We start from the raw sequence: 23735 nt of genomic DNA on the forward strand, positions 1-23735 counted from the left end.
AAAACCTCATGTGAACCGGCGGCGATTCTACCAGTCCCATCGATTGACGGGGTATATCGCGACGCTTTGACGCGCTCCGCTGACAGACTCTTCATGTAAGACACAACTCCGCTCGTTTGATAGTGTGCATCCATCCAGTATTTGGCCGTATACTCCTACGTTTTCGACGCCCGCCAAGCGAGGCCACTTTGGACAAGATCCTGATTCGTGGGGCCCGAACCCACAACCTGAAGAACATCGACCTGACCCTGCCACGGGACAAACTGATCGTCATCACCGGCCTGTCCGGATCCGGCAAATCGTCCCTGGCGTTTGACACGCTGTATGCCGAAGGCCAGCGCCGCTACGTCGAATCGCTGTCGGCCTATGCCCGGCAGTTTTTGTCGATGATGGAAAAGCCTGACGTCGACACCATCGAAGGTTTGTCGCCAGCCATTTCCATCGAACAGAAATCGACCTCGCACAACCCGCGCTCGACGGTCGGCACCATCACCGAAATCTACGACTACCTGCGTCTGCTTTATGCTCGCGTGGGTATTCCGCGTTGCCCGGATCACGACATTCCGCTGGAAGCGCAAACCGTCAGCCAGATGGTCGACCTGGTCCTCGCCCAACCGGAGGGCAGTAAGCTGATGCTGCTGGCCCCGGTGATCCGCGAGCGTAAAGGCGAACACCTGTCGGTCTTCGAAGAACTGCGCGCCCAGGGTTTTGTGCGGGCCCGGGTCAACGGCAGGATCTGCGAACTGGATGAACTGCCGAAGCTGGATAAGCAAAAGAAGCATTCGATTGATGTAATAGTCGACCGCTTCAAGGTCCGCGCCGATCTGCAACAGCGTCTGGCCGAGTCCTTCGAGACCGCGCTGAAGCTGGCGGACGGGATCGCACTGGTCGCGCCGATGGACGACGAGCCCGGCGAAGAGATCATCTTCTCCGCGCGCTTCGCCTGCCCGATTTGCGGCCATGCGATCAGCGAGCTGGAACCCAAGCTGTTCTCCTTCAACAACCCCGCCGGCGCTTGCCCGACCTGCGATGGTCTGGGGGTCAAGCAGTTCTTCGACATCAAGCGTCTGGTGAACGGCGAGTTGACCCTGGCCGAGGGCGCTATTCGCGGCTGGGACAGGCGCAACGTCTATTACTTCCAGATGCTCGGGTCGCTGGCTTCGCACTACAAGTTCAGCCTGGAAGTGCCGTTCAACGACCTTTCGGCGGATCAGCAGAAATTCATTCTGCATGGCAGCGGTTCGCAAAACGTCGACTTCAAATACCTGAACGACCGCGGCGATATCGTCAAACGCTCGCACCCGTTCGAAGGCATCGTGCCGAACCTGGAACGTCGCTACCGCGAAACCGAGTCGGCTTCTGTGCGTGAAGAGCTGGCCAAGTTCCTCAGCACCCAGCCTTGCCCGGATTGCCGTGGCACCCGCCTGCGTCGCGAGGCGCGGCACGTCTGGGTGGGCGAGAAGACGCTGCCGGCGGTGACCAATCTGCCGATTGGCGATGCTTGTGAGTATTTCGGCATACTGAAGCTCACGGGCCGTCGCGGTGAAATTGCCGACAAGATTCTCAAGGAAATCCGCGAGCGCCTGCAGTTCCTGGTCAACGTGGGCCTCGACTATCTTTCGCTGGATCGCAGTGCCGACACGTTGTCCGGCGGTGAAGCTCAGCGAATTCGCCTGGCCAGTCAGATTGGCGCCGGCCTGGTGGGGGTTCTATACATCCTCGATGAGCCGTCGATCGGTCTGCATCAGCGCGATAACGATCGGTTGCTCGGCACGCTCAAGCACCTGCGCGACATCGGCAACACGGTGATCGTGGTCGAGCATGACGAAGATGCTATTCGCCTGGCCGACTACGTGGTGGACATCGGGCCGGGGGCGGGGGTCCACGGTGGGCATATTGTTGCCGAAGGGACGCCGGCCGAAGTGATGGCGCATCCTGATTCGTTGACCGGCAAATACCTGTCAGGCCGAGTGAAGATCGCGGTTCCAGCCAAACGCACACCGCGTAACAAGAAGTTGTCGCTGTCGCTCAAGGGCGCTCGCGGCAACAACTTGCGCAATGTCGACCTGGACATTCCGATTGGTCTGTTGACGTGCGTGACCGGTGTGTCCGGCTCGGGCAAGTCGACGCTGATCAACAACACGCTGTTTCCCTTGAGCGCTACGGCACTCAATGGTGCAACGACGCTTGAGGCGGCCGCTCACGATAGCATCAAGGGGCTGGAGCATCTGGATAAGGTCGTCGATATCGACCAGAGCCCGATTGGCCGAACGCCGCGTTCCAACCCGGCGACCTACACCGGGCTGTTCACGCCGATCCGTGAGTTGTTCGCCGGCGTGCCGGAATCCCGTTCCCGTGGTTATGGCCCGGGCCGCTTCTCCTTCAACGTGAAGGGCGGACGCTGTGAAGCGTGTCAGGGCGATGGCTTGATCAAGGTGGAAATGCACTTCCTGCCGGACATCTATGTCCCGTGCGACGTCTGCAAGAGCAAGCGTTACAACCGCGAGACGCTGGAGATCAAGTACAAGGGCAAGAGCATTCACGAGACCCTCGAGATGACCATCGAGGAAGCGCGGGTGTTCTTCGATGCGGTCCCGGCGCTGGCGCGCAAGCTTCAGACGTTGATGGACGTGGGTCTGTCTTACATCAAGCTGGGGCAATCGGCGACGACGCTGTCGGGGGGTGAGGCCCAGCGGGTGAAACTGTCCCGCGAGCTGTCCAAACGCGATACCGGCAAGACGCTGTACATCCTCGACGAGCCGACCACCGGCCTGCACTTCGCGGATATTCAGCAACTGCTCGACGTGCTGCATCGACTGCGCGACCACGGCAACACTGTGGTGGTGATCGAGCATAACCTCGACGTGATAAAGACCGCTGACTGGTTGGTGGACCTGGGACCTGAAGGTGGTTCAAAGGGTGGACAGATCATTGCTGTCGGAACACCGGAGGAAGTGTCCGAGATGAAGCAGTCTCACACCGGCTTCTACCTCAAGCCGCTGTTGGCTCGCGACAAGGCCTGAATTGGGCCCACGAAAAAGCCCCTGTCACTTCATCGGTGACAGGGGCTTTTTTTGTATCGGGTGTCAATCAGGCGTGGGATTGCAGGTAGTTCTCAAGACCGATCAACTTGATCAGACCCATCTGCTTTTCAAGCCAGTAGGTGTGGTCTTCTTCAGTGTCATGCAATTGAACCCGCAGCATCTCGCGGCTGACATAGTCCTTGTGCTGCTCGCAGAGTTTGATGCCCTTGCAGAGCGCGGCGCGGACTTTGTATTCCAGGCGCAGGTCGGCAGCGAGCATGTCAGGCACCGTAGTGCCGACATCGAGATCGTCCGGACGCATGCGCGGCGTGCCTTCCAGCATCAGGATGCGGCGCATCAAGGCATCGGCGTGCCCTGCTTCTTCTTCCATCTCGTGATTGATTCGTTCGTAGAGCTTGGTGAAACCCCAGTCCTCATACATCCGCGAATGAACGAAATATTGATCACGCGCGGCCAGTTCGCCGGTCAGCAACGTGTTGAGGTAATCGATTACGTCTGGGTGGCCTTGCATCGCCCTACATCTCCCTGCTTGAAAGTCTGTAGTTTGAACCAAGGAGACTGTTTGGTCACTCCGCTTGCGCGATAAAAGCGAAGATATTCTGAGAAAAGTGGTTCAAATAACGCAAAAACCGCCCAAATGAGGGCGGTTCTGCTTATCGTTTAGACTTCGTTAAGCTGTACGCCCAACGCCTTTGCGATTGCTTCTCCATACGCCGGATCGGCCTTGAAGAAGTGCTGCAATTGACGATCTATCACATCACCGGAAACGCCGGCCATGGCTCCGGCAATGTTGTTGACCAGCAGTGTTTTCTGCTCGTCAGTCATCAGGCGAAACAGCGCCCCGGCGTGGCTGTAGTAGTCAGTGTCTTCACGATGATCGTAACGATCAGCGGCACCGCTCAATGCCAACGGTGGCTCAGCGTAGCGAGGCGCTTGTTTCGGCGAATCGACGTAGCTGTTCGGCTCATAGTTAGGTGCTGCACCGCCATTGCTGCCGAATGCCATCGAACCATCGCGCTGATAGCTATTCACCGGACTGCGAGGTGCGTTCACCGGCAATTGCTGATGGTTGGTGCCGATGCGGTAGCGATGCGCGTCGGCATAAGCGAACACGCGGCCCTGGAGCATTCGATCTGGCGACAGGCCAACGCCCGGGACCATGTTGCTCGGGCCGAATGCCGCTTGCTCGACTTCGGCAAAGTAGTTTTGCGGATTGCGGTTGAGCTCCAGCTCGCCGACTTCGATCAGCGGAAACTCCTTCTGCGACCAGGTTTTGGTCACATCGAACGGGTTTTCATAATGCGCCGCAGCCTGGGCCTCGGTCATGATCTGAATGCATACACGCCATTTCGGGAAGTCACCACGCTCAATCGCGCCGAACAGGTCACGCTGCGCGTAATCCGGATCGGTACCGGCCAAACGTGCCGCTTCAGCCGGCGCCAGATTCTTGATCCCTTGCTGTGTCTTGTAATGCCACTTCACCCAGTGCCGCTCGCCATTGGCGTTGATCAAGCTGTAGGTGTGGCTACCAAAGCCGTGCATGTGACGATAGCCGTCAGGAATACCGCGGTCGGAGAACAGAATAGTGACCTGGTGCAGCGCCTCAGGCGAGTGCGACCAGAAGTCCCACATCATCTGCGCGCTTTTCAGATTGCTCTGCGGCAAACGCTTCTGGGTGTGGATAAAGTCCGGGAATTTCAACGGATCACGGATAAAGAATACTGGCGTGTTGTTGCCGACGATGTCCCAGTTACCTTCCTCGGTGTAGAACTTCAGGGCAAAGCCACGTGGATCGCGCTCGGTATCGGCCGAACCACGTTCGCCGCCAACCGTAGAAAAGCGCAGGAACGTCGGCGTTTGCTTGCCGACCGATTCAAACAATTTGGCGCTGGTGTACTCGGTGATGTCGCGAGTCACGGTAAACGTGCCGTAAGCACCCGAACCCTTGGCGTGTACACGGCGCTCAGGGATGTTCTCGCGATTGAAGTGGGCAAGCTTCTCGATCAGGTGAAAGTCGTCGAGCAGCAGCGGGCCACGAGGGCCGGCGGAACGGGAATTCTGGTTGTCGGCGACAGGAGCGCCACTGGCGGTGGTCAGCGTTTTATTTTGACTCATGCGATCTCTTCCTCTGTCAGTCTTTAACTGCCGGCTAATCGGCTGAAGGGGAGTATTGATCACGAACGTTACAGCTACAAATTCATTACGTTGTAGCCATCGATAGAAAATTACTAATTACCTTTCTGGTTATGCCTTGTTGGCAATGCTTTTCGAGCGCGCACAAAAAACCGGGCACTAGGCCCGGTTCTTCGTTTCAGACTGACGTCTTACTCAGCGGATACAGCTTCACCACCGGCAGGACGATCAACCAACTCGACATACGCCATAGGCGCGTTGTCGCCAGTGCGGAAACCGCACTTGAGGATGCGCAGGTAGCCACCCTCACGGGTAGCATAGCGCTTGCCCAGGTCGTTGAAGAGCTTACCAACGATAGCTTTCGAACGAGTACGGTCGAAAGCCAGACGGCGGTTAGCCAGGCTGTCTGTCTTGGCCAAAGTGATCAGCGGCTCAGCAACGCGACGCAGTTCTTTAGCTTTCGGCAGTGTAGTTTTGATCAGCTCGTGCTCGAACAGCGACACCGCCATGTTTTGAAACATGGCCTTGCGGTGCGAGCTGGTGCGGCTCAGGTGACGACCACTTTTACGATGACGCATGGTTCATTCCTTACCAAACACAACGTTCGGTGATTACGACGATCAGGCAGTCGCCTTGTCGTCCTTCTTAAGACTTGCAGGCGGCCAGTTGTCGAGGCGCATGCCGAGGGACAGACCGCGGGAGGCCAGAACGTCCTTGATTTCAGTCAAGGATTTCTTGCCAAGGTTCGGAGTCTTCAACAGCTCTACTTCGGTACGCTGAATCAGGTCACCGATGTAGTAGATGTTTTCCGCCTTAAGGCAGTTAGCCGAACGTACAGTCAGTTCCAGATCGTCAACCGGGCGAAGCAGGATCGGATCGATCTCGTCTTCCTGCTCGACAACCACTGGCTCACTGTCACCTTTGAGGTCGACGAACGCAGCCAACTGCTGTTGCAGAATGGTTGCAGCGCGGCGGATAGCCTCTTCAGGATCCAGGGTACCGTTGGTTTCCAGATCAATAACCAGCTTGTCCAGGTTAGTACGCTGCTCGACACGGGCGTTTTCCACCACGTATGCGATACGGCGAACCGGGCTGAACGAAGAGTCAAGCTGCAAGCGACCGATGCTGCGGCTTTCGTCTTCATCGCTCTGACGCGAGTCTGCCGGTTCATAACCACGACCACGAGCTACGGTGAGCTTCATGTTCAGGGCGCCGTTAGACGCCAGGTTAGCGATTACGTGATCGGGGTTAACGATCTCGACATCATGATCCAGCTGAATATCGGCAGCGGTAACCACCCCCGAACCCTTCTTCGACAAGGTCAGCGTAACTTCGTCACGACCGTGCAGCTTGATAGCCAGACCTTTAAGGTTCAACAGGATTTCAATTACGTCTTCCTGTACGCCTTCGATGGCGCTGTACTCATGGAGCACACCGTCAATCTCGGCCTCGACTACTGCACAGCCGGGCATTGAGGACAACAGGATGCGTCGCAGCGCGTTGCCCAGGGTGTGGCCGAAACCACGCTCGAGAGGCTCGAGTGTGATCTTGGCGCGGGTTGGACTGACAACCTGCACATCAATATGGCGGGGTGTCAGGAACTCATTTACCGAAATCTGCATGGATGCACCTATTTTCTAGCCCTTACTTGGAGTAGAGCTCGACAATCAGGCTTTCGTTGATGTCGGCGGACAGATCACTGCGAGCAGGAACGTTCTTGAAAACGCCCGACTTCTTCTCAGTGTCTACTTCTACCCATTCTACGCGGCCACGTTGGGCACACAGATCGAGAGCTTGGACAATGCGAAGTTGGTTCTTTGCTTTCTCGCGAATCGCGACCACGTCACCAGCACGAACCTGGTAGGACGGTACGTTTACGGTCTGACCGTTAACGCTGACGGATTTGTGCGATACCAGCTGACGGGATTCGGCACGAGTAGAGCCAAAACCCATACGGTATACAACGTTGTCCAGACGGCATTCGAGCAGTTGCAGCAGGTTTTCACCGGTTGCACCTTTCTTGCCAGCAGCTTCTTTGTAGTAGCCGCTGAATTGACGCTCGAGAACGCCGTAGATACGACGGACCTTCTGCTTTTCACGCAGTTGGGTGCCGTAATCGGACTGGCGACCGCGGCGTTGGCCGTGGATACCAGGTGCTGCTTCGATGTTGCACTTCGATTCGATCGCGCGCACGCCGCTCTTCAGAAAGAGATCGGTGCCTTCGCGACGAGCGAGTTTGCATTTTGGACCAATGTAACGAGCCATTCTTTACAATCTCCTGGATTACACGCGGCGCTTCTTCGGCGGACGGCACCCGTTGTGCGGGATTGGCGTCACGTCGGTGATGCTGGCGATCTTGTAGCCACAGCCGTTCAAAGCGCGGACTGCAGATTCACGACCTGGGCCTGGACCTTTGACGTTAACGTCGAGGTTTTTCAGACCGTATTCCAGCGCAGCTTGACCAGCACGTTCAGCAGCTACTTGAGCAGCAAACGGGGTGGACTTGCGGGAACCGCGGAAACCCGAACCACCGGAGGTAGCCCAGGAAAGAGCGTTGCCTTGACGGTCGGTGATGGTCACGATTGTGTTGTTAAAAGATGCATGGATGTGGGCAATGCCATCAACCACTGTCTTTTTAACTTTTTTACGAGGACGAGCAGCAGGTTTAGCCATGATTAATTTCCTGTCGATTCGCTGGGGCGATTACTTGCGGATCGGCTTACGCGGACCTTTACGGGTACGCGCGTTAGTCTTGGTACGCTGACCGCGCACTGGAAGACCACGACGATGACGCAGACCGCGATAGCAACCGAGGTCCATCAAACGCTTGATTTTCATGTTGATTTCGCGACGCAGGTCACCTTCAGTGGTGAACTTCGCCACTTCGCCACGCAGCTGTTCAATCTGCTCGTCGCTCAGATCCTTGATCTTTGCGGCTGGGTTTACCCCAGTCACTGCACAGATCTTCTGCGCAGTAGTGCGACCAACACCATAGATGTAGGTCAGCGAGATAACAGTATGCTTGTTATCTGGAATGTTAACGCCTGCAATACGGGCCATTCAGTGGGACTCCAATTGACAGCTACCTACGCCCCGGAAGCCAAGAAATAGGGCGCGAGATAATATCGCTGTAATAACAAATAATCAACCCGGTAGCGCACTAGCTACCGGGCTTGAAGCACAATCACACTCAGCCTTGGCGCTGTTTGTGACGCGGTTCCGCGCTGCAAATTACTCGAACAACACCTTCGCGGCGAATAATCTTGCAGTTACGGCACAGCTTTTTCACCGATGCACGAACTTTCATCACCAACTCCTCGAACCTTATGGGTACTCAGCGCAACATGCCGCTGCCGTAACCCTTCAGGTTGGCTTTCTTCATCAGGGATTCGTACTGGTGCGAAACGAGGTGCGATTGTACTTGGGACATGAAGTCCATCACAACCACGACGACGATCAGCAACGAGGTCCCGCCAAGGTAGAACGGTACGTTTGCTGCAACCACCAGGAACTGGGGCAACAAGCACACGGCCGTCATGTAAAGAGCACCGAACATGGTCAAGCGAGTCAGAACGCCATCAATGTAGCGCGCAGACTGCTCACCTGGACGGATGCCCGGAATAAAGGCACCGGACTTCTTCAGGTTTTCCGCTACGTCTTTCGGATTGAACATCAACGCCGTATAGAAGAAGCAGAAGAAAATAATCCCTGCACTAAACAGCAGAATATTCAACGGCTGACCAGGAGCGATCGACTGCGAGATGTCCTGCAACCAGCCCATACCTTCAGACTGACCGAACCAGGCACCCAACGAAGCCGGGAACAGCAAAATGCTGCTCGCGAAAATGGCCGGAATAACACCGGCCATGTTCACCTTCAGCGGCAAGTGGCTAGTCTGCGCAGCGAAGACCTTGCGGCCCTGCTGACGCTTGGCGTAGTGAACAGCAATACGACGCTGACCACGCTCAATGAACACCACGAAACCGATAATCGCTACTGCCAGCAAACCGATGGCAACCAGGGCGAAGATGTTGATATCACCCTGACGTGCAGACTCGAAAGACTGCCCGATCGCTCTCGGAAGACCGGCGACGATACCCGAAAAAATCAACATCGAGATACCGTTGCCAACACCACGCTCAGTAATCTGCTCACCCAGCCACATCATGAACATCGCACCAGCCACAAAAGTGGATACCGCGACGAAATGGAAGCCAAAGTCACCAGTGAACGCAACACCCTGCCCTGCCAAGCCAATGGACATGCCAATAGCTTGAACGAGAGCGAGGATGACAGTGCCGTAGCGGGTGTACTGGCTGATCTTGCGACGGCCAGCTTCACCTTCCTTCTTCAACTGCTCCAGCTGCGGGCTGACGGCTGTCATCAGTTGCATGATGATCGATGCCGAAATGTACGGCATGATCCCCAGTGCAAAGATGCTCATCCGCTCCAGCGCGCCGCCGGAAAACATGTTGAACAAGCTAAGAATGGTCCCCTCATTCTGTCGAAACAGGTCCGCGAGTCGGTCCGGGTTGATACCTGGAACCGGGATGTGTGCGCCTATTCGGTAGACGATAATCGCCAGGAACAGAAAACGCAGACGAGCCCAGAGTTCAGACATACCGCCTTTGCCGAGCGCAGAGAGAGCACCTTGCTTAGCCATTTATTCCTCGAACTTGCCGCCAGCTGCTTCGATAGCCGAACGCGCACCTTTGGTGGCGCCGATTCCCTTTCCGATGGTAACAGCGCGAGTCACTTCGCCGGACAGCATGATTTTCACACGCTGTACGTTGACGTTGATCACGTTGGCATCTTTCAGGGACTGCACGGTGACGATGTCGCCTTCCACTTTAGCCAGCTCGGACAGACGCACTTCTGCGCGGTCCATGGCCTTCAGGGAAACGAAACCGAACTTCGGCAGGCGACGATGCAGCGGCTGTTGACCGCCTTCAAAGCCTGGAGCAATGGTGCCACCGGAGCGGGAGGACTGACCTTTGTGGCCACGGCCACCGGTCTTGCCCAAACCACTACCGATACCACGGCCCGGACGATGCTTTTCGCGACGGGAACCCGGCGCTGGACTCAGATCATTGAGTTTCATCGATTAACCCTCGACACGCAGCATGTAGTAAGCCTTGTTGATCATCCCGCGATTCTCGGGAGTATCAAGTACTTCTACAGTGTGACCGATGCGACGCAGACCCAGACCCTTAACGCACAGTTTGTGGTTAGGGATGCGGCCGGTCATGCTTTTGATCAGCGTAACTTTAACGGTAGCCATGATCAGAAGATCTCCTTGACGCTTTTGCCACGCTTGGCGGCAATGGATTCAGGAGACTGCATAGCTTTCAAACCTTTGAAAGTGGCGTGAACCACGTTTACCGGGTTAGTCGAGCCGTAGCACTTGGCCAGAACGTTCTGAACGCCAGCAACTTCGAGGACAGCACGCATAGCGCCGCCAGCGATGATACCGGTACCTTCAGAAGCAGGCTGCATGTACACCTTCGAAGCACCGTGACCGGACTTCATTGCGTACTGCAGGGTGGTGCCGTTCAGATCAACTTGGATCATGTTGCGACGAGCAGCTTCCATTGCCTTCTGGATCGCAGCAGGCACTTCACGTGACTTGCCACGGCCGAAGCCAACACGCCCTTTACCATCACCTACCACGGTCAACGCGGTGAAAGTGAAGATACGGCCGCCTTTAACGGTTTTGGCTACGCGGTTAACTTGAACCAGCTTCTCAATGTAGCCTTCGTCGCGCTTTTGGTCGTTATTTGACATAACTTAGAACTCCAGCCCAGCTTCACGAGCAGCATCAGCCAGCGCCTTGACGCGGCCATGGTACTTGAAGCCAGAGCGGTCGAAAGCCACCTGCGAGACGCCAGCGGCTTTAGCACGCGTAGCGACCAGCTGGCCAACCTTAGTGGCCGCGTCGATGTTGCCAGTGGCGCCATCACGCAGTTCTTTATCCAAAGTCGAGGCAGATGCCAGGACTTTGTTGCCGTCGGCCGAAATGACCTGGGCGTAGATGTGCTGCGACGAGCGGAACACGCAGAGACGCACGACTTCGAGTTCGTGCATTTTCAGGCGTGCTTTGCGAGCGCGACGCAGTCGAGTAACTTTTTTGTCGGTCATTTGCTATGCCCTACTTCTTCTTGGCTTCTTTACGACGGACGACTTCGTCCGCGTAGCGCACACCTTTGCCTTTGTACGGCTCTGGTGGACGGAAGTCGCGGATCTCGGCGGCCACTTGACCTACCAGCTGCTTATCGATGCCCTTGATCAGGATATCGGTCTGGCTAGGAGTCTCAGCGGTGATGCCTTCCGGCAGTTCATAATCCACTGGGTGCGAGAAGCCAAGAGCCAGGTTCAGCACTGTGCCTTTTGCTTGCGCTTTGTAACCAACACCGACCAGCTGGAGCTTACGCTCGAAGCCTTGGCTTACGCCTTGGACCATGTTGTTTACCAACGCACGAGTGGTACCAGCCATTGCGCGAGTTTGTTGATCGCCATTGCGAGCAGCGAAACGCAGCTCACCAGCTTCTTCAACGATCTCAACGGACGAATGGATGTTCAGTTCGAGAGTGCCCTTGGCACCCTTCACCGAAAGCTGTTGGCCTGCGAATTTTACTTCGACACCGGCTGGCAGCTTAACGGGGTTCTTAGCGACGCGTGACATGCTTATCCCCCCTTAGAACACAGTGCAAAGAACTTCGCCGCCGACACCGGCAGCGCGCGCAGCACGATCCGTCATCACACCTTTGTTGGTGGAGACGATAGACACACCGAGACCGCCACGAACTTTTGGCAGATCATCGACGGACTTGTACTGACGCAGGCCTGGACGGCTAACGCGCTTCACTTCCTCGATAACCGGACGGCCTTCGAAGTACTTCAGCTCGATGGACAGCAGTGGTTTGATTTCGCTGCTGATCTGATAACCCGCAATGTAACCTTCGTCCTTCAGGACTTTGGCAACAGCTACCTTCAAAGTAGAAGATGGCATGCTTACGACGGACTTTTCAGCCATCTGGGCATTACGGATTCGAGTTAGCATGTCCGCTAACGGGTCCTGCATACTCATGGGCTAGACGCTCCTAATACAAAAAAATTAGCCTTGCGGCTACTACTTGTCGCCGAGCTCATCCATGCGAAAAAAGCACGGGCTCAGGCGAGCCGGGTATTCTAGACACACCCCACAAATGAATCAAGCCCCAATAGGGGCTTGATTCAAGTTCAAGGTCACCGGCGGTCAGGATCTTGCGAACCTGGACGCCGAGACTTTGATAGTGCTTACCAGCTGGCTTTAACCAGACCAGGTACGTCACCACGCATTGCAGCTTCACGCAGTTTGTTACGGCCGAGACCGAACTTGCGGTAAACGCCGTGTGGACGACCGGTCAGGCGGCAGCGGTTACGCATGCGCGAAGCGCTTGCGTCACGTGGCTGCTTCTGCAGAGCTACTGTAGCTTCCCAACGCGCTTCTGGACTTGCGTTCAGATCGACGATGATTGCTTTCAGTGCTGCACGCTTTTTGGCGTACTTGGCAACCGTGAGCTGACGCTTCAGCTCGCGGTTTTTCATGCTCATCTTGGCCATTTTCCTACTCCAATCAGTTGCGGAACGGGAATTTGAAAGCACGCAGCAGCGCGCGACCTTCATCATCGTTCTTGGCAGTGGTGGTCAGGGTAATGTCCAGACCGCGGAGAGCATCGATCTTGTCGTAGTCGATTTCCGGGAAGATGATCTGCTCTTTTACGCCCATGCTGTAGTTACCACGACCATCGAAGGACTTGGCATTCAGGCCGCGGAAGTCGCGGACCCGAGGCAGGGAGATCGACAGCAGACGATCCAGGAATTCGTACATACGCTCACGGCGCAGAGTCACTTTGACGCCGATCGGCCAACCTTCACGGACTTTAAAGCCAGCGATGGATTTCCGAGCGTAAGTCACAACGACTTTCTGACCGGTGATCTTTTCCAGGTCGGCAACAGCGTGCTCGATGACTTTTTTGTCACCGACTGCTTCGCCCAGACCCATGTTCAGGGTGATTTTGGTAACGCGTGGAACTTCCATCACGTTCGAAAGCTTAAGTTCTTCCTTAAGCTTCGGTGCGATTTCCTTCCAGTAAATCTCTTTTAGTCGTGCCATGGTCTTCTACCTAGCAGTGTTCAAGCATCAACCGCTTTTTGGGTCGACTTGAAGACACGAATTTTCTTGCCGTCTTCTACTTTGAAACCAACGCGGTCAGCCTTGTTGGTTTCGCCGTTGAAAATGGCGACGTTAGAAGCGTCCAGTGGAGCTTCTTTTTCGACGATACCGCCTTGTACGCCCGACATCGGGTTAGGCTTGGTATGACGCTTAACCAGGTTCAGACCACCAATAACCAGACGGTTATTAGCGAGAACCTTAAGCACCTTACCGCGCTTACCTTTGTCTTTGCCGGCGATCACGATGATCTCGTCGTCACGACGAATCTTTTGCATGTCGGATCTCCTTACAGCACTTCTGGGGCGAGCGAGACGATCTTCATGAACTTCTCAGTACGAAGTTCACGGGTCACTGGCCCAAAGATACGGGTGCCGATCGGCTCTTGCTTGTTGTTCAGAAGAACAGCAGCGTTGCCATCAAAGCGGATAATGGAGCCATCAGCACGGCGTACACCGTGACGAGTGCGGACTACAACAGCAGTCATCACTTGGCCTTTTTTCACTTTACCGCGAGGAATTGCTTCCTTGACGGTAACTTTGATGATGTCACCGATACCAGCGTAACGACGATGGGAGCCACCCAGCACCTTGATGCACATAACACGGCGAGCGCCAGAGTTATCGGCCACATCGAGCATGGATTGAGTCTGAATCATATAATTTCTCCGACCCCTAGTCCTTAGACTTCCACAGCGCGTTCGAGAACATCAACCAGCGCCCAAGACTTAGTCTTGGCCAAAGGACGAGTTTCACGAATAGTGACTTTGTCGCCGATGTGGCACTGATTGGTTTCGTCGTGCGCGTGCAGCTTAGTCGAACGCTTAACGTATTTACCGTAGATCGGGTGCTTAACGCGACGCTCGATCAGAACGGTGATGGTCTTGTCCATTTTGTCGCTGACAACACGGCCAGTCAGCGTACGGACGGTTTTTTCGGCTTCAGCCATGATTACTTACCTGCCTGCTGTTTGAGCACAGTCTTCACGCGAGCGATGTCACGCTTAACTTGCCGGAGCAGGTGAGACTGCCCCAACTGGCCAGTTGCTTTCTGCATACGCAGATTGAACTGGTCGCGCAGCAGGCCGAGCAGTTGCTCGTTAAGCTGCGGCGCGTCTTTTTCACGAAGTTCATTCGCTTTCATCACATCACCGTCCGTTTAACAAAAGCGGTGGCGAGCGGCAGCTTTGCAGCAGCCAGGGCAAAAGCCTCACGCGCCAGCTCTTCAGAAACGCCCTCGATTTCATACAGGACTTTGCCTGGCTGAATCTGGGCTACCCAGTACTCCACACTACCCTTACCTTTACCCATCCGAACTTCGAGTGGCTTTTTGGAGATAGGCTTGTCCGGGAATACACGGATCCAGATCTTGCCGCCACGTTTTACGTGACGGGTCAGAGCACGACGCGCTGACTCGATCTGACGAGCGGTGAGACGACCACGAGCTACAGACTTCAGCGCGAACTCGCCGAAGCTGACTTTGCTACCGCGCTGAGCCAGACCACGGTTGTGGCCTGTCATCTGCTTGCGGAACTTCGTACGCTTTGGTTGCAACATTTGGCGTACCCCTTACTTAGCAGCTTTTTTACGAGGCGCTGGTGCTTGTGGTTTCAGTTCTTCTTGGCGACCACCAATTACTTCGCCTTTGAAGATCCAAACCTTTACACCGATCACACCATAAGTGGTGTGAGCTTCGTAGTTGGCATAGTCGATGTCGGCACGCAGGGTGTGCAGTGGCACACGACCTTCGCGATACCATTCAGTACGTGCGATTTCAGCACCGCCGAGACGACCGCTCACTTGGATTTTGATGCCTTTGGCACCAATGCGCATGGCGTTCTGTACAGCGCGCTTCATAGCGCGACGGAACATTACGCGACGCTCCAGCTGCTGAGCTACGCTCTGCGCAACCAACATACCGTCGAGTTCCGGCTTGCGGATTTCTTCGATATTGATGTGCACAGGCACACCCATTTGTTTGGTCAGGTCCTGACGCAGTTTCTCAACATCTTCACCTTTCTTCCCGATAACGATACCTGGACGAGCGGTGTGGATGGTGATACGTGCAGTTTGAGCCGGACGATGGATATCGATACGGCTTACGGACGCGCTTTTTAGTTTGTCTTGGAGATACTCACGCACCTTCAGATCAGCGAACAAATAGTCCGCATAAGTCCGACCGTCTGCGTACCAGACGGAGGTGTGTTCCTTGACGATTCCCAGGCGAATGCCAATGGGATGTACTTTCTGACCCATCTCTTCGACTCCGTTACTTGTCAGCAACCTTGACAGTGATATGGCAAGACCGCTTGACGATGCGATCAGCACGGCCTTTGGCACGTGGCATGATTCGCTTCAGCGAACGCCCTTCGTTGACGAAAACGGTGCTGACTTTGAGGTCATCAACGTCCGCGCCTTCGTTATGCTCGGCGTTGGCTACGGCCGACTCCAGCACTTTCTTCATGATCTCGGCGGCTTTCTTACTGCTGAAAGCCAACAGGTTGAGCGCTTCGCCCACCTTCTTCCCGCGGATCTGGTCGGCGACCAAGCGGGCTTTCTGGGCGGAGATTCGAGCGCCCGACAACTTAGCGGCTACTTCCATCGTTCCTTACCCCTTAACGCTTGGCTTTCTTGTCTGCCACGTGCCCACGATATGTGCGGGTACCGGCAAACTCGCCTAGTTTGTGGCCGACCATGTCTTCGTTCACGAGAACTGGAACATGTTGACGACCGTTATGAACTGCAATGGTCAGACCGACCATTTGTGGCAGGATCATCGAACGACGCGACCAGGTTTTAACTGGTTTGCGATCGTTCTTTTCCGCCGCCACTTCGATCTTCTTCAGTAGGTGAAGATCAATAAAAGGACCTTTTTTCAGAGAACGTGGCACTGTCGTATCCCTCTATTTACTTGCGACGACGGACGATCATTTTGTCGGTACGCTTATTACCACGAGTCTTCGCGCCCTTAGTCGGGAAGCCCCATGGCGATACCGGATGACGACCACCAGAGGTACGACCTTCACCACCACCATGTGGGTGGTCAACCGGGTTCATGGCAACACCACGAACGGTTGGGCGAACGCCACGCCAGCGTTTGGCACCAGCTTTACCCAGCGAACGCAGGCTGTGCTCGGAGTTCGAGACTTCACCCAGGGTCGCGCGGCATTCAGCCAGCACTTTACGCATCTCACCAGAACGCAGACGCAGGGTCACGTAGACACCTTCACGAGCGATCAGCTGAGCCGAAGCACCAGCGGAACGAGCGATTTGCGCGCCTTTACCTGGCTTCAATTCGATGCCGTGTACGGTGCTACCAACTGGAATGTTACGCAGTTGCAGAGCGTTGCCCGGCTTGATCGGCGCCAAAGCACCTGCGATCAGCTGGTCGCCAGCACTCACGCCTTTAGGGGCGATGATGTAGCGACGCTCGCCATCTGCGTACAGCAGCAGAGCGATGTGAGCAGTACGGTTTGGATCGTATTCGATACGCTCGACAGTGGCAGAGATGCCATCTTTGTCGTTGCGACGGAAATCGACCAGACGATAATGCTGCTTATGGCCACCACCGATGTGACGAGTGGTAATACGACCATTGTTGTTACGACCACCAGTCTTCGATTTTTTCTCGAGCAGCGGTGCGTGAGGAGCGCCTTTATGCAGCTCCTGGTTGACCACCTTGACCACAAAACGGCGGCCAGGGGAAGTCGGTTTGCATTTAACGATTGCCATGATGCACCCCTTCCTTACTCAGCACTGCTGCTGAAATCGAGATCTTGGCCTGGCTGAAGGGAGATAACTGCCTTCTTCCAGTCATTACGCTTGCCCAGACCGCGAGCAGTGCGCTTGCTCTTACCCAGAACATTCAGGGTAGTAACACGCTCTACTTTCACGCTGAACAGGCTTTCGACGGCCTTCTTGATTTCCAGCTTGGTTGCGTCAGTTGCAACCTTGAAAACGAACTGGCCTTTCTTGTCAGCCAGAACCGTAGCCTTCTCGGAAACGTGCGGGCCAAGCAGAACTTTAAATACGCGTTCCTGGTTCATCCCAGCAGCTCCTCGAATTTCTTCACGGCCGACACGGTGATCAACACCTTGTCGTATGCGATCAGACTAACTGGATCGGAACCTTGCACGTCACGTACATCAACGTGTGGCAGGTTACGAGCAGCCAGGTACAGGTTCTGATCAACTACTTCAGACACGATCAAGACGTCAGTCAGGCCCATGCCGGTCAGTTTGTTCAGCAGATCTTTGGTCTTCGGTGCATCAACAGCGAAGTCCTGAACCACAACCAGACGATCAGTACGCACCAGCTCAGCAAGGATGGAACGCATTGCTGCGCGATACATCTTCTTGTTCAGCTTCTGGGTGTGATCCTGAGGACGAGCTGCGAAAGTGGTACCGCCGCCACGCCAGATTGGGCTACGGATAGTACCGGCACGAGCACGGCCAGTACCTTTCTGACGCCATGGGCGCTTACCGCCACCACGAACGTCGGAACGGGTCTTTTGCTGCTTGCTACCTTGACGGCCGCCGGCCATGTAGGCCACGACTGCTTGGTGAACCAGCGTCTCGTTGAATTCGCCGCCAAATGTCAGTTCGGAAACTTCGATCGCTTGAGCGTCATTTACATTTAATTGCATGTCAGCTTCCCCTTAACCGCGAGCCTTGGCTGCTGGACGTACAACCAAGTTGCCGCCAGTAGCGCCAGGAACAGCGCCCTTGACCAACAACAGATTGCGTTCAGCGTCCACGCGCACTACTTCGAGGGACTGCACGGTCACGCGCTCAGCGCCCATATGACCGGACATTTTTTTGCCCTTGAATACACGACCAGGAGTCTGGCACTGGCCGATAGAGCCTGGAACGCGGTGGGACACGGAGTTACCGTGGGTATTATCTTGCCCGCGGAAGTTCCAACGCTTGATCGTACCCTGGAAGCCTTTACCCTTGGACTGACCGGTTACATCAACCAGTTGACCAGCGGCGAAGATTTCAGCGTTGATCAGATCGCCGGCCTGGTACTCGCCTTCTTCAAGGCGGAATTCCATTACGGTACGACCAGCGGCAACGTTCGCTTTAGCGAAGTGGCCAGCTTGAGCAGCTGTAACACGCGAAGCACGACGCTCGCCTACAGTGACTTGCACTGCACGATAGCCATCGGTCTCTTCAGTTTTGAACTGGGTGACGCGATTCGGCTCGATCTCAATGACCGTGACCGGAATGGAGACACCTTCTTCGGTGAAAATACGGGTCATACCGCATTTACGACCGACTACACCAATAGTCATGTTGTAAACCTCATGAGTGTACGGGGCTTTCACCCGCTATGGCCGCCCATTTCAGAGCGTTACACGACTAAGACCGAGTCTTAGCCGAGGCTGATCTGTACTTCCACACCGGCCGCAAGATCAAGCTTCATAAGAGCATCAACGGTTTTATCCGTTGGCTGGACGATGTCCAGTACGCGCTTATGAGTACGGATCTCGTACTGGTCACGCGCGTCTTTGTTGACGTGCGGGGAGACCAGAACGGTGAACCGCTCTTTACGGGTAGGCAGTGGAATTGGACCACGCACTTGAGCACCAGTACGTTTCGCGGTTTCCACGATTTCCTGGGTGGATTGGTCGATCAGGCGATGGTCAAAAGCCTTCAACCTGATACGGATTTGCTGATTTTGCATTGGATTTCAGACTCCGGCTGCTATTCCCACCGAGCGCAATACGCCCGTTAAAAGGAGGCGCAATTCTATAGACGCCCCATATAGGTGTCAACCCAATAAAAAAGCCCCCGCTAAGCGGGGGCTTTTTCAATTCATCAAAGCTAACTCAAAAAGAGCTTACTCGATGATTTTGGCTACGACGCCAGCGCCGACGGTACGACCGCCTTCACGGATAGCGAAACGCAGACCGTCTTCCATTGCGATGGTCTTGATCAGGGTGACAACCATTTTGATGTTGTCGCCTGGCATTACCATTTCAACGCCTTCCGGCAGTTCGCAGTTACCAGTCACGTCAGTAGTACGGAAGTAGAACTGTGGACGGTAGCCTTTGAAGAACGGAGTGTGACGACCGCCTTCTTCTTTGCTCAGAACGTAGACTTCAGCTTCGAACTTGGTGTGCGGCTTGACCGAACCTGGCTTAACCAGAACCTGGCCACGCTCAACGTCGTCACGCTTGGTACCACGCAGCAGAACGCCGCAGTTCTCGCCAGCACGACCTTCGTCGAGCAGCTTACGGAACATTTCAACACCGGTGCAGGTGGTGACGGTAGTGTCACGCAGACCAACGATTTCCAGTGGATCCTGAACCTTGACGATACCGCGCTCGATACGGCCAGTTACAACAGTACCGCGACCGGAGATCGAGAATACGTCTTCGATTGGCATCAGGAACGGCTTGTCGATAACACGAACTGGATCTGGAATGTAGCTGTCCAGAGTCTCAACCAGTTTACGAACGGCAGTGGTGCCCATTTCGTTGTCGTCTTGGCCGTTCAGAGCCATCAGAGCCGAACCGATGATGATCGGAGTGTCGTCACCTGGGAAGTCGTAAGTGCTGAGCAGATCGCGCACTTCCATCTCAACCAGTTCCAGCAGCTCAGCGTCGTCAACCATGTCAGCCTTGTTCAGGAAGACAACGATGTACGGAACGCCAACCTGACGGGACAGCAGGATGTGCTCACGGGTTTGTGGCATCGGACCATCAGCAGCCGAACAAACCAGGATAGCGCCGTCCATCTGAGCAGCACCGGTGATCATGTTCTTCACGTAGTCAGCGTGACCTGGGCAGTCAACGTGAGCGTAGTGACGGATCAGCGAGTTGTATTCAACGTGCGCGGTGTTGATGGTGATACCACGAGCCTTTTCTTCCGGAGCGCTGTCGATTTTGTCGAAAGCAACAACGGCCGAACCGAAAACTTCGGAGCAGACGCGAGTCAGAGCAGCGGTCAGCGTGGTTTTACCGTGGTCGACGTGACCGATGGTGCCAACGTTGACGTGCGGGAGGGTACGGTCAAATTTTTCTTTAGCCACGACAATTAACTCCTAGCCTAAAGGGGCTGAATCAGCCTTGTTTTTTGGTAACGGTTTCGACGATGTGCGACGGAGCCGTATTGTATTTTTTGAATTCCATAGAGTAGCTTGCGCGACCTTGGGACATGGAACGGACGTCGGTCGCATAACCGAACATCTCACCCAGCGGAACCTCGGCACGAATCACTTTGCCGGAAACCGTGTCTTCCATACCCAGGATCATGCCGCGACGACGGTTAAGGTCGCCCATCACGTCACCCATATAGTCTTCAGGTGTAACAACCTCTACAGCCATGATCGGCTCAAGCAACTCACCACCGCCCTTCTGGGCCAGTTGCTTGGTCGCCATGGAAGCAGCCACCTTAAACGCCATCTCGTTGGAGTCGACGTCGTGGTAGGAACCATCAAACACAGTGGCCTTCAGGCCGATCAGCGGATAGCCGGCAACAACGCCGTTCTTCATCTGCTCTTCGATACCCTTCTGGATCGCCGGGATGTATTCCTTAGGAACAACACCACCCACCACTTCGTTCACGAATTGCAGACCTTCCTGACCTTCGTCAGCAGGAGCAAAACGGATCCAGCAGTGGCCGAACTGACCACGACCACCGGACTGACGAACGAACTTGCCTTCGATTTCACAGTTCTTCGTGATGCGCTCACGATACGAAACCTGAGGCTTACCGATGTTGGCTTCGACGTTGAACTCACGGCGCATCCGGTCAACCAGGATGTCCAGGTGCAACTCGCCCATGCCGGAGATGATCGTTTGACCAGTCTCTTCATCAGTCTTGACGCGGAAAGACGGGTCTTCCTGAGCAAGCTTGCCCAGAGCGATACCCATTTTTTCCTGGTCATCTTTGGTCTTAGGCTCAACGGCAACCGAAATAACCGGCTCCGGGAAGTCCATACGAACCAGGATGATTGGCTTGTCAGCGTTGCACAAAGTCTCACCAGTGGTGACGTCCTTCATGCCGATCAAGGCCGCGATGTCACCAGCGCGTACTTCCTTGATTTCTTCACGGGCGTTTGCGTGCATTTGCACCATACGACCCACACGCTCTTTCTTGCCTTTAACCGAGTTGATCACGCCGTCGCCGGAGGCCAACACGCCCGAGTAAACTCGAACGAAGGTCAAGGTACCCACGAATGGGTCAGTGGCAATTTTGAATGCCAGAGCGGAGAACGGTTCGTTGTCGTCTGCATGACGCTCCAGATCGATAGTCTCGTCATCCGGGTCAGTACCCTTGATGGCAGGAATATCAACAGGCGCAGGCAGGTAGTCGATAACGGCGTCGAGAACCAGGGGAACACCCTTGTTCTTGAAGGAAGAACCGCAAACAGCCAGAACGATCTCACCAGCAATAGTACGCTGACGCAGAGCGGCCTTGATTTCCGCGTTGGTGAGTTCTTCACCTTCGAGGTACTTGTTCATCAGCTCTTCGCTGGCTTCGGCCGCAGCCTCAACCATGTTGCCGCGCCACTCGTCAGCCAGTTCCTGCAGTTCAGCAGGGATAGGCTTGCGAACTGGAACCATGCCTTTGTCAGCGTCATTCCAGTAAACAGCTTCCATAGCCATCAGATCGATCTGACCCTGGAAGTTGTCTTCGGAACCGATGGCCAACTGGATTGGCACCGGAGTGTGACCCAGACGCTGCTTGATCTGACCGATCACGCGCAGGAAGTTGGCACCAGCACGGTCCATCTTGTTTACGTAAACAAGACGTGGAACGCCGTATTTGTTGGCCTGACGCCATACGGTTTCCGACTGAGGCTCAACACCCGAGGTGCCGCAGAACACAACGACCGCGCCGTCGAGAACACGCAGGGAACGCTCAACTTCAATAGTGAAGTCTACGTGACCCGGGGTGTCGATGACGTTGAAGCGGTATTGGTCTTTGTGCTGCTTCTCGGAACCCTGCCAGAAGGCGGTAATGGCAGCAGAAGTAATGGTAATACCACGCTCCTGCTCCTGCACCATCCAGTCTGTGGTCGCAGCGCCGTCATGCACCTCGCCCATTTTGTGACTTTTGCCAGTGTAAAAAAGGACGCGCTCGGTGGTGGTGGTTTTACCAGCATCCACGTGAGCAACGATACCGATATTACGGTAGCGGTTAATCGGTGTTGTACGAGCCATAAAGCCCTCGCAAAATTAGTGACGCTAAAATTAGAAGCGGTAGTGCGAGAAAGCCTTGTTGGCTTCAGCCATACGGTGCACGTCTTCACGCTTCTTAACTGCAGCACCTTTACCTTCGGCAGCGTCCAACAGTTCGCCAGCCAAACGCAGAGCCATAGACTTCTCGCCGCGCTTACGGGCGAAGTCTACCAACCAGCGCATTGCCAGAGCGTTACGACGGGACGGACGAACTTCGACCGGAACCTGGTAAGTAGCACCGCCTACACGGCGCGACTTTACTTCGACCAGCGGAGCGATGGCGTCGAGAGCTTTCTCGAAGATTTCCAGGGGATCGCTGTTCTTGCGTTCTTTAACCTTTTCCAGCGCGCCATAAACGATACGCTCGGCAACGGCTTTCTTGCCGCTTTCCATAACGTGGTTCATGAACTTGGCCAGGATCTGGCTGCCGTATTTTGGATCGTCAAGCACTTCGCGCTTGGCTGCTACGCGTCTTCTTGGCATGGATAAGCCCTCAAACGGTCTTCAGGTTCGCTCGGAATCGGTGCCCTTTCGGGACGCCTCCGACCTTACTCTTATCGACTCAGAAAAATAGAAAATCAGTTCTTACAAAAAGCCGCTACTACTTAGGCTTCTTGGTACCGTACTTCGAACGACCCTGGTTACGACCTTTAACGCCGGAAGTATCCAGAGAGCCGCGAACGGTGTGGTAACGAACACCTGGCAAGTCTTTTACACGACCGCCGCGGATCAGTACCACGCTGTGTTCTTGCAGGTTGTGGCCTTCACCGCCGATGTACGAGGAAACCTCGAAACCGTTGGTCAGACGCACACGGCATACTTTACGCAGTGCCGAGTTAGGTTTTTTCGGCGTGGTGGTATACACACGGGTGCATACGCCACGACGTTGCGGGCAGTTCTGCAGCGCAGGCACGTCGGATTTCTCGACGATACGCTTACGCGGCTGACGTACCAGCTGGTTGATAGTTGCCATCTACTAGCTCCACTGTTGTCTTGCGACGCTATTGTCTTGCAAGAAAAGCAAAATGGCAGGAACGAATTCCCGCCAAATTTAGGGGTACAAGAGTCTAAAGAGGATCTTGTCCCCAGTCAAGGCAAGGCCCCGACCTCCCCGCTCATCGAACCTCGACAAATTGTCTCGATTCGATCAACGGAACG

At 55.1% G+C, this 23735-nt stretch carries 35 protein-coding genes; 1 reads left to right on the forward strand and 34 read right to left on the reverse strand.

All coding sequences use genetic code 11. The features are described 5' to 3' along the window. The first annotated feature begins 188 nt into the window (after nt 1-188). Entirely contained in the window at nt 189-3023 is a 2835-nt protein-coding gene (uvrA, locus tag K0F88_RS28990; RefSeq protein ID WP_010467278.1) for an excinuclease ABC subunit UvrA, read from the forward strand. Nucleotides 3024-3090: 67 nt separating this feature from the next. Here the strand turns inward: uvrA and bfr are convergent, their stop codons facing one another. The 34 genes from bfr to rpsL form a co-directional block, all read right to left on the reverse strand. Next, complete coding sequence (gene bfr, locus K0F88_RS28995) at nt 3091-3555, reverse strand: bacterioferritin (RefSeq protein WP_007943775.1); 465 nt, start codon at nt 3553-3555, stop codon at nt 3091-3093. 149 nt (nt 3556-3704) lie between these two features. Beyond that, nucleotides 3705-5159, reverse strand: a complete 1455-nt coding sequence (locus tag K0F88_RS29000) for a catalase (RefSeq protein WP_219097506.1) — start codon at nt 5157-5159, stop codon at nt 3705-3707. Between the two features lie 209 nt (nt 5160-5368). Next, nucleotides 5369-5755: a 50S ribosomal protein L17 gene (gene rplQ / locus K0F88_RS29005; protein WP_008145500.1), complete on the reverse strand. Its 387-nt coding sequence runs from the start codon at nt 5753-5755 to the stop codon at nt 5369-5371. Between the two features lie 42 nt (nt 5756-5797). Further along, complete coding sequence (locus K0F88_RS29010; RefSeq protein WP_003186012.1) at nt 5798-6799, reverse strand: DNA-directed RNA polymerase subunit alpha; 1002 nt, start codon at nt 6797-6799, stop codon at nt 5798-5800. A gap of 22 nt (nt 6800-6821) precedes the next feature. Continuing rightward, complete coding sequence (gene rpsD / locus K0F88_RS29015; protein WP_003210056.1) at nt 6822-7442, reverse strand: 30S ribosomal protein S4; 621 nt, start codon at nt 7440-7442, stop codon at nt 6822-6824. An 18-nt stretch (nt 7443-7460) separates the two neighbouring features. After that, nucleotides 7461-7850 (reverse strand): 30S ribosomal protein S11, encoded by a 390-nt coding sequence (rpsK, locus tag K0F88_RS29020; protein WP_002555466.1) that lies wholly within the window; start codon nt 7848-7850, stop codon nt 7461-7463. Nucleotides 7851-7880: 30 nt separating this feature from the next. Then, entirely contained in the window at nt 7881-8237 is a 357-nt protein-coding gene (rpsM, locus tag K0F88_RS29025; protein WP_003186020.1) for a 30S ribosomal protein S13, read from the reverse strand. Between the two features lie 130 nt (nt 8238-8367). Then, nucleotides 8368-8484: a 50S ribosomal protein L36 gene (gene rpmJ / locus K0F88_RS29030; protein ID WP_002555468.1), complete on the reverse strand. Its 117-nt coding sequence runs from the start codon at nt 8482-8484 to the stop codon at nt 8368-8370. A 27-nt stretch (nt 8485-8511) separates the two neighbouring features. After that, on the reverse strand, nt 8512-9840 hold the full coding sequence (gene secY, locus K0F88_RS29035) for a preprotein translocase subunit SecY (RefSeq protein ID WP_077574735.1): 1329 nt from the start codon (nt 9838-9840) through the stop codon (nt 8512-8514). Continuing rightward, complete coding sequence (gene rplO / locus K0F88_RS29040) at nt 9841-10278, reverse strand: 50S ribosomal protein L15 (protein WP_010467269.1); 438 nt, start codon at nt 10276-10278, stop codon at nt 9841-9843. 3 nt (nt 10279-10281) lie between these two features. Continuing rightward, nucleotides 10282-10458 carry a 50S ribosomal protein L30 gene (gene rpmD, locus K0F88_RS29045; RefSeq protein WP_003186033.1) on the reverse strand — a complete coding sequence of 59 codons (177 nt, stop codon included), beginning with the start codon at nt 10456-10458 and terminating at the stop codon, nt 10282-10284. Between the two features lie 2 nt (nt 10459-10460). Continuing rightward, a complete protein-coding gene (gene rpsE, locus K0F88_RS29050; RefSeq protein ID WP_007943782.1) occupies nt 10461-10961 on the reverse strand; it encodes a 30S ribosomal protein S5 in 501 nt (166 codons plus the stop codon). A 3-nt stretch (nt 10962-10964) separates the two neighbouring features. Further along, nucleotides 10965-11315 carry a 50S ribosomal protein L18 gene (gene rplR, locus K0F88_RS29055; protein ID WP_003186037.1) on the reverse strand — a complete coding sequence of 117 codons (351 nt, stop codon included), beginning with the start codon at nt 11313-11315 and terminating at the stop codon, nt 10965-10967. Between the two features lie 10 nt (nt 11316-11325). Continuing rightward, nucleotides 11326-11859 carry a 50S ribosomal protein L6 gene (gene rplF, locus K0F88_RS29060; protein WP_003176412.1) on the reverse strand — a complete coding sequence of 178 codons (534 nt, stop codon included), beginning with the start codon at nt 11857-11859 and terminating at the stop codon, nt 11326-11328. A 12-nt stretch (nt 11860-11871) separates the two neighbouring features. After that, on the reverse strand, nt 11872-12264 hold the full coding sequence (gene rpsH, locus K0F88_RS29065) for a 30S ribosomal protein S8 (protein ID WP_003186040.1): 393 nt from the start codon (nt 12262-12264) through the stop codon (nt 11872-11874). Between the two features lie 209 nt (nt 12265-12473). Next, nucleotides 12474-12779: a 30S ribosomal protein S14 gene (gene rpsN, locus K0F88_RS29070; protein ID WP_003176414.1), complete on the reverse strand. Its 306-nt coding sequence runs from the start codon at nt 12777-12779 to the stop codon at nt 12474-12476. A gap of 13 nt (nt 12780-12792) precedes the next feature. Then, on the reverse strand, nt 12793-13332 hold the full coding sequence (gene rplE, locus K0F88_RS29075) for a 50S ribosomal protein L5 (RefSeq protein WP_003176415.1): 540 nt from the start codon (nt 13330-13332) through the stop codon (nt 12793-12795). A gap of 20 nt (nt 13333-13352) precedes the next feature. After that, nucleotides 13353-13667 carry a 50S ribosomal protein L24 gene (rplX, locus tag K0F88_RS29080; RefSeq protein ID WP_003176416.1) on the reverse strand — a complete coding sequence of 105 codons (315 nt, stop codon included), beginning with the start codon at nt 13665-13667 and terminating at the stop codon, nt 13353-13355. A gap of 11 nt (nt 13668-13678) precedes the next feature. After that, a complete protein-coding gene (gene rplN / locus K0F88_RS29085) occupies nt 13679-14047 on the reverse strand; it encodes a 50S ribosomal protein L14 (protein ID WP_002555479.1) in 369 nt (122 codons plus the stop codon). Between the two features lie 23 nt (nt 14048-14070). Further along, nucleotides 14071-14337, reverse strand: a complete 267-nt coding sequence (gene rpsQ, locus K0F88_RS29090) for a 30S ribosomal protein S17 (protein WP_003176419.1) — start codon at nt 14335-14337, stop codon at nt 14071-14073. 2 nt (nt 14338-14339) lie between these two features. Further along, on the reverse strand, nt 14340-14531 hold the full coding sequence (rpmC, locus tag K0F88_RS29095) for a 50S ribosomal protein L29 (RefSeq protein ID WP_008030901.1): 192 nt from the start codon (nt 14529-14531) through the stop codon (nt 14340-14342). Next, nucleotides 14531-14944, reverse strand: coding sequence for a 50S ribosomal protein L16 (rplP, locus tag K0F88_RS29100; RefSeq protein ID WP_007896757.1), 414 nt, complete (start codon nt 14942-14944; stop codon nt 14531-14533). The genes rpmC and rplP overlap by 1 nt, the downstream gene beginning before the upstream one ends. A 12-nt stretch (nt 14945-14956) precedes the next feature. Further along, complete coding sequence (rpsC, locus tag K0F88_RS29105) at nt 14957-15643, reverse strand: 30S ribosomal protein S3 (protein WP_003176422.1); 687 nt, start codon at nt 15641-15643, stop codon at nt 14957-14959. Nucleotides 15644-15656: 13 nt separating this feature from the next. After that, entirely contained in the window at nt 15657-15989 is a 333-nt protein-coding gene (gene rplV, locus K0F88_RS29110) for a 50S ribosomal protein L22 (protein ID WP_003103908.1), read from the reverse strand. Nucleotides 15990-16002: 13 nt separating this feature from the next. Then, entirely contained in the window at nt 16003-16278 is a 276-nt protein-coding gene (rpsS, locus tag K0F88_RS29115; protein ID WP_002555486.1) for a 30S ribosomal protein S19, read from the reverse strand. Between the two features lie 16 nt (nt 16279-16294). Next, complete coding sequence (rplB, locus tag K0F88_RS29120) at nt 16295-17119, reverse strand: 50S ribosomal protein L2 (RefSeq protein WP_003176423.1); 825 nt, start codon at nt 17117-17119, stop codon at nt 16295-16297. Between the two features lie 14 nt (nt 17120-17133). Further along, nucleotides 17134-17433, reverse strand: a complete 300-nt coding sequence (gene rplW, locus K0F88_RS29125; protein WP_002555488.1) for a 50S ribosomal protein L23 — start codon at nt 17431-17433, stop codon at nt 17134-17136. Next, nucleotides 17430-18032: a 50S ribosomal protein L4 gene (gene rplD / locus K0F88_RS29130; protein WP_007896707.1), complete on the reverse strand. Its 603-nt coding sequence runs from the start codon at nt 18030-18032 to the stop codon at nt 17430-17432. Before rplD ends, rplW begins: the two co-directional genes overlap by 4 nt. Before the next feature lie 12 nt (nt 18033-18044). Next, nucleotides 18045-18680, reverse strand: a complete 636-nt coding sequence (gene rplC / locus K0F88_RS29135) for a 50S ribosomal protein L3 (RefSeq protein ID WP_003186059.1) — start codon at nt 18678-18680, stop codon at nt 18045-18047. 80 nt (nt 18681-18760) lie between these two features. After that, nucleotides 18761-19072: a 30S ribosomal protein S10 gene (gene rpsJ, locus K0F88_RS29140; protein ID WP_003186070.1), complete on the reverse strand. Its 312-nt coding sequence runs from the start codon at nt 19070-19072 to the stop codon at nt 18761-18763. Nucleotides 19073-19228: 156 nt separating this feature from the next. Continuing rightward, nucleotides 19229-20422 carry an elongation factor Tu gene (gene tuf, locus K0F88_RS29145; RefSeq protein WP_007896660.1) on the reverse strand — a complete coding sequence of 398 codons (1194 nt, stop codon included), beginning with the start codon at nt 20420-20422 and terminating at the stop codon, nt 19229-19231. 31 nt (nt 20423-20453) lie between these two features. Next, nucleotides 20454-22559 (reverse strand): elongation factor G, encoded by a 2106-nt coding sequence (fusA, locus tag K0F88_RS29150; RefSeq protein WP_219097507.1) that lies wholly within the window; start codon nt 22557-22559, stop codon nt 20454-20456. Between the two features lie 30 nt (nt 22560-22589). Continuing rightward, nucleotides 22590-23060, reverse strand: a complete 471-nt coding sequence (gene rpsG / locus K0F88_RS29155; RefSeq protein ID WP_002555493.1) for a 30S ribosomal protein S7 — start codon at nt 23058-23060, stop codon at nt 22590-22592. Nucleotides 23061-23178: 118 nt separating this feature from the next. Further along, complete coding sequence (rpsL, locus tag K0F88_RS29160; RefSeq protein WP_002555494.1) at nt 23179-23550, reverse strand: 30S ribosomal protein S12; 372 nt, start codon at nt 23548-23550, stop codon at nt 23179-23181. Between the last annotated feature and the right edge of the window lie 185 nt (nt 23551-23735).

Origin of the sequence: Pseudomonas sp. UMAB-40 (genome assembly GCF_900095275.1) — a bacterium.
GTDB classification, from domain to species: domain Bacteria; phylum Pseudomonadota; class Gammaproteobacteria; order Pseudomonadales; family Pseudomonadaceae; genus Aquipseudomonas; species Aquipseudomonas mandelii_B.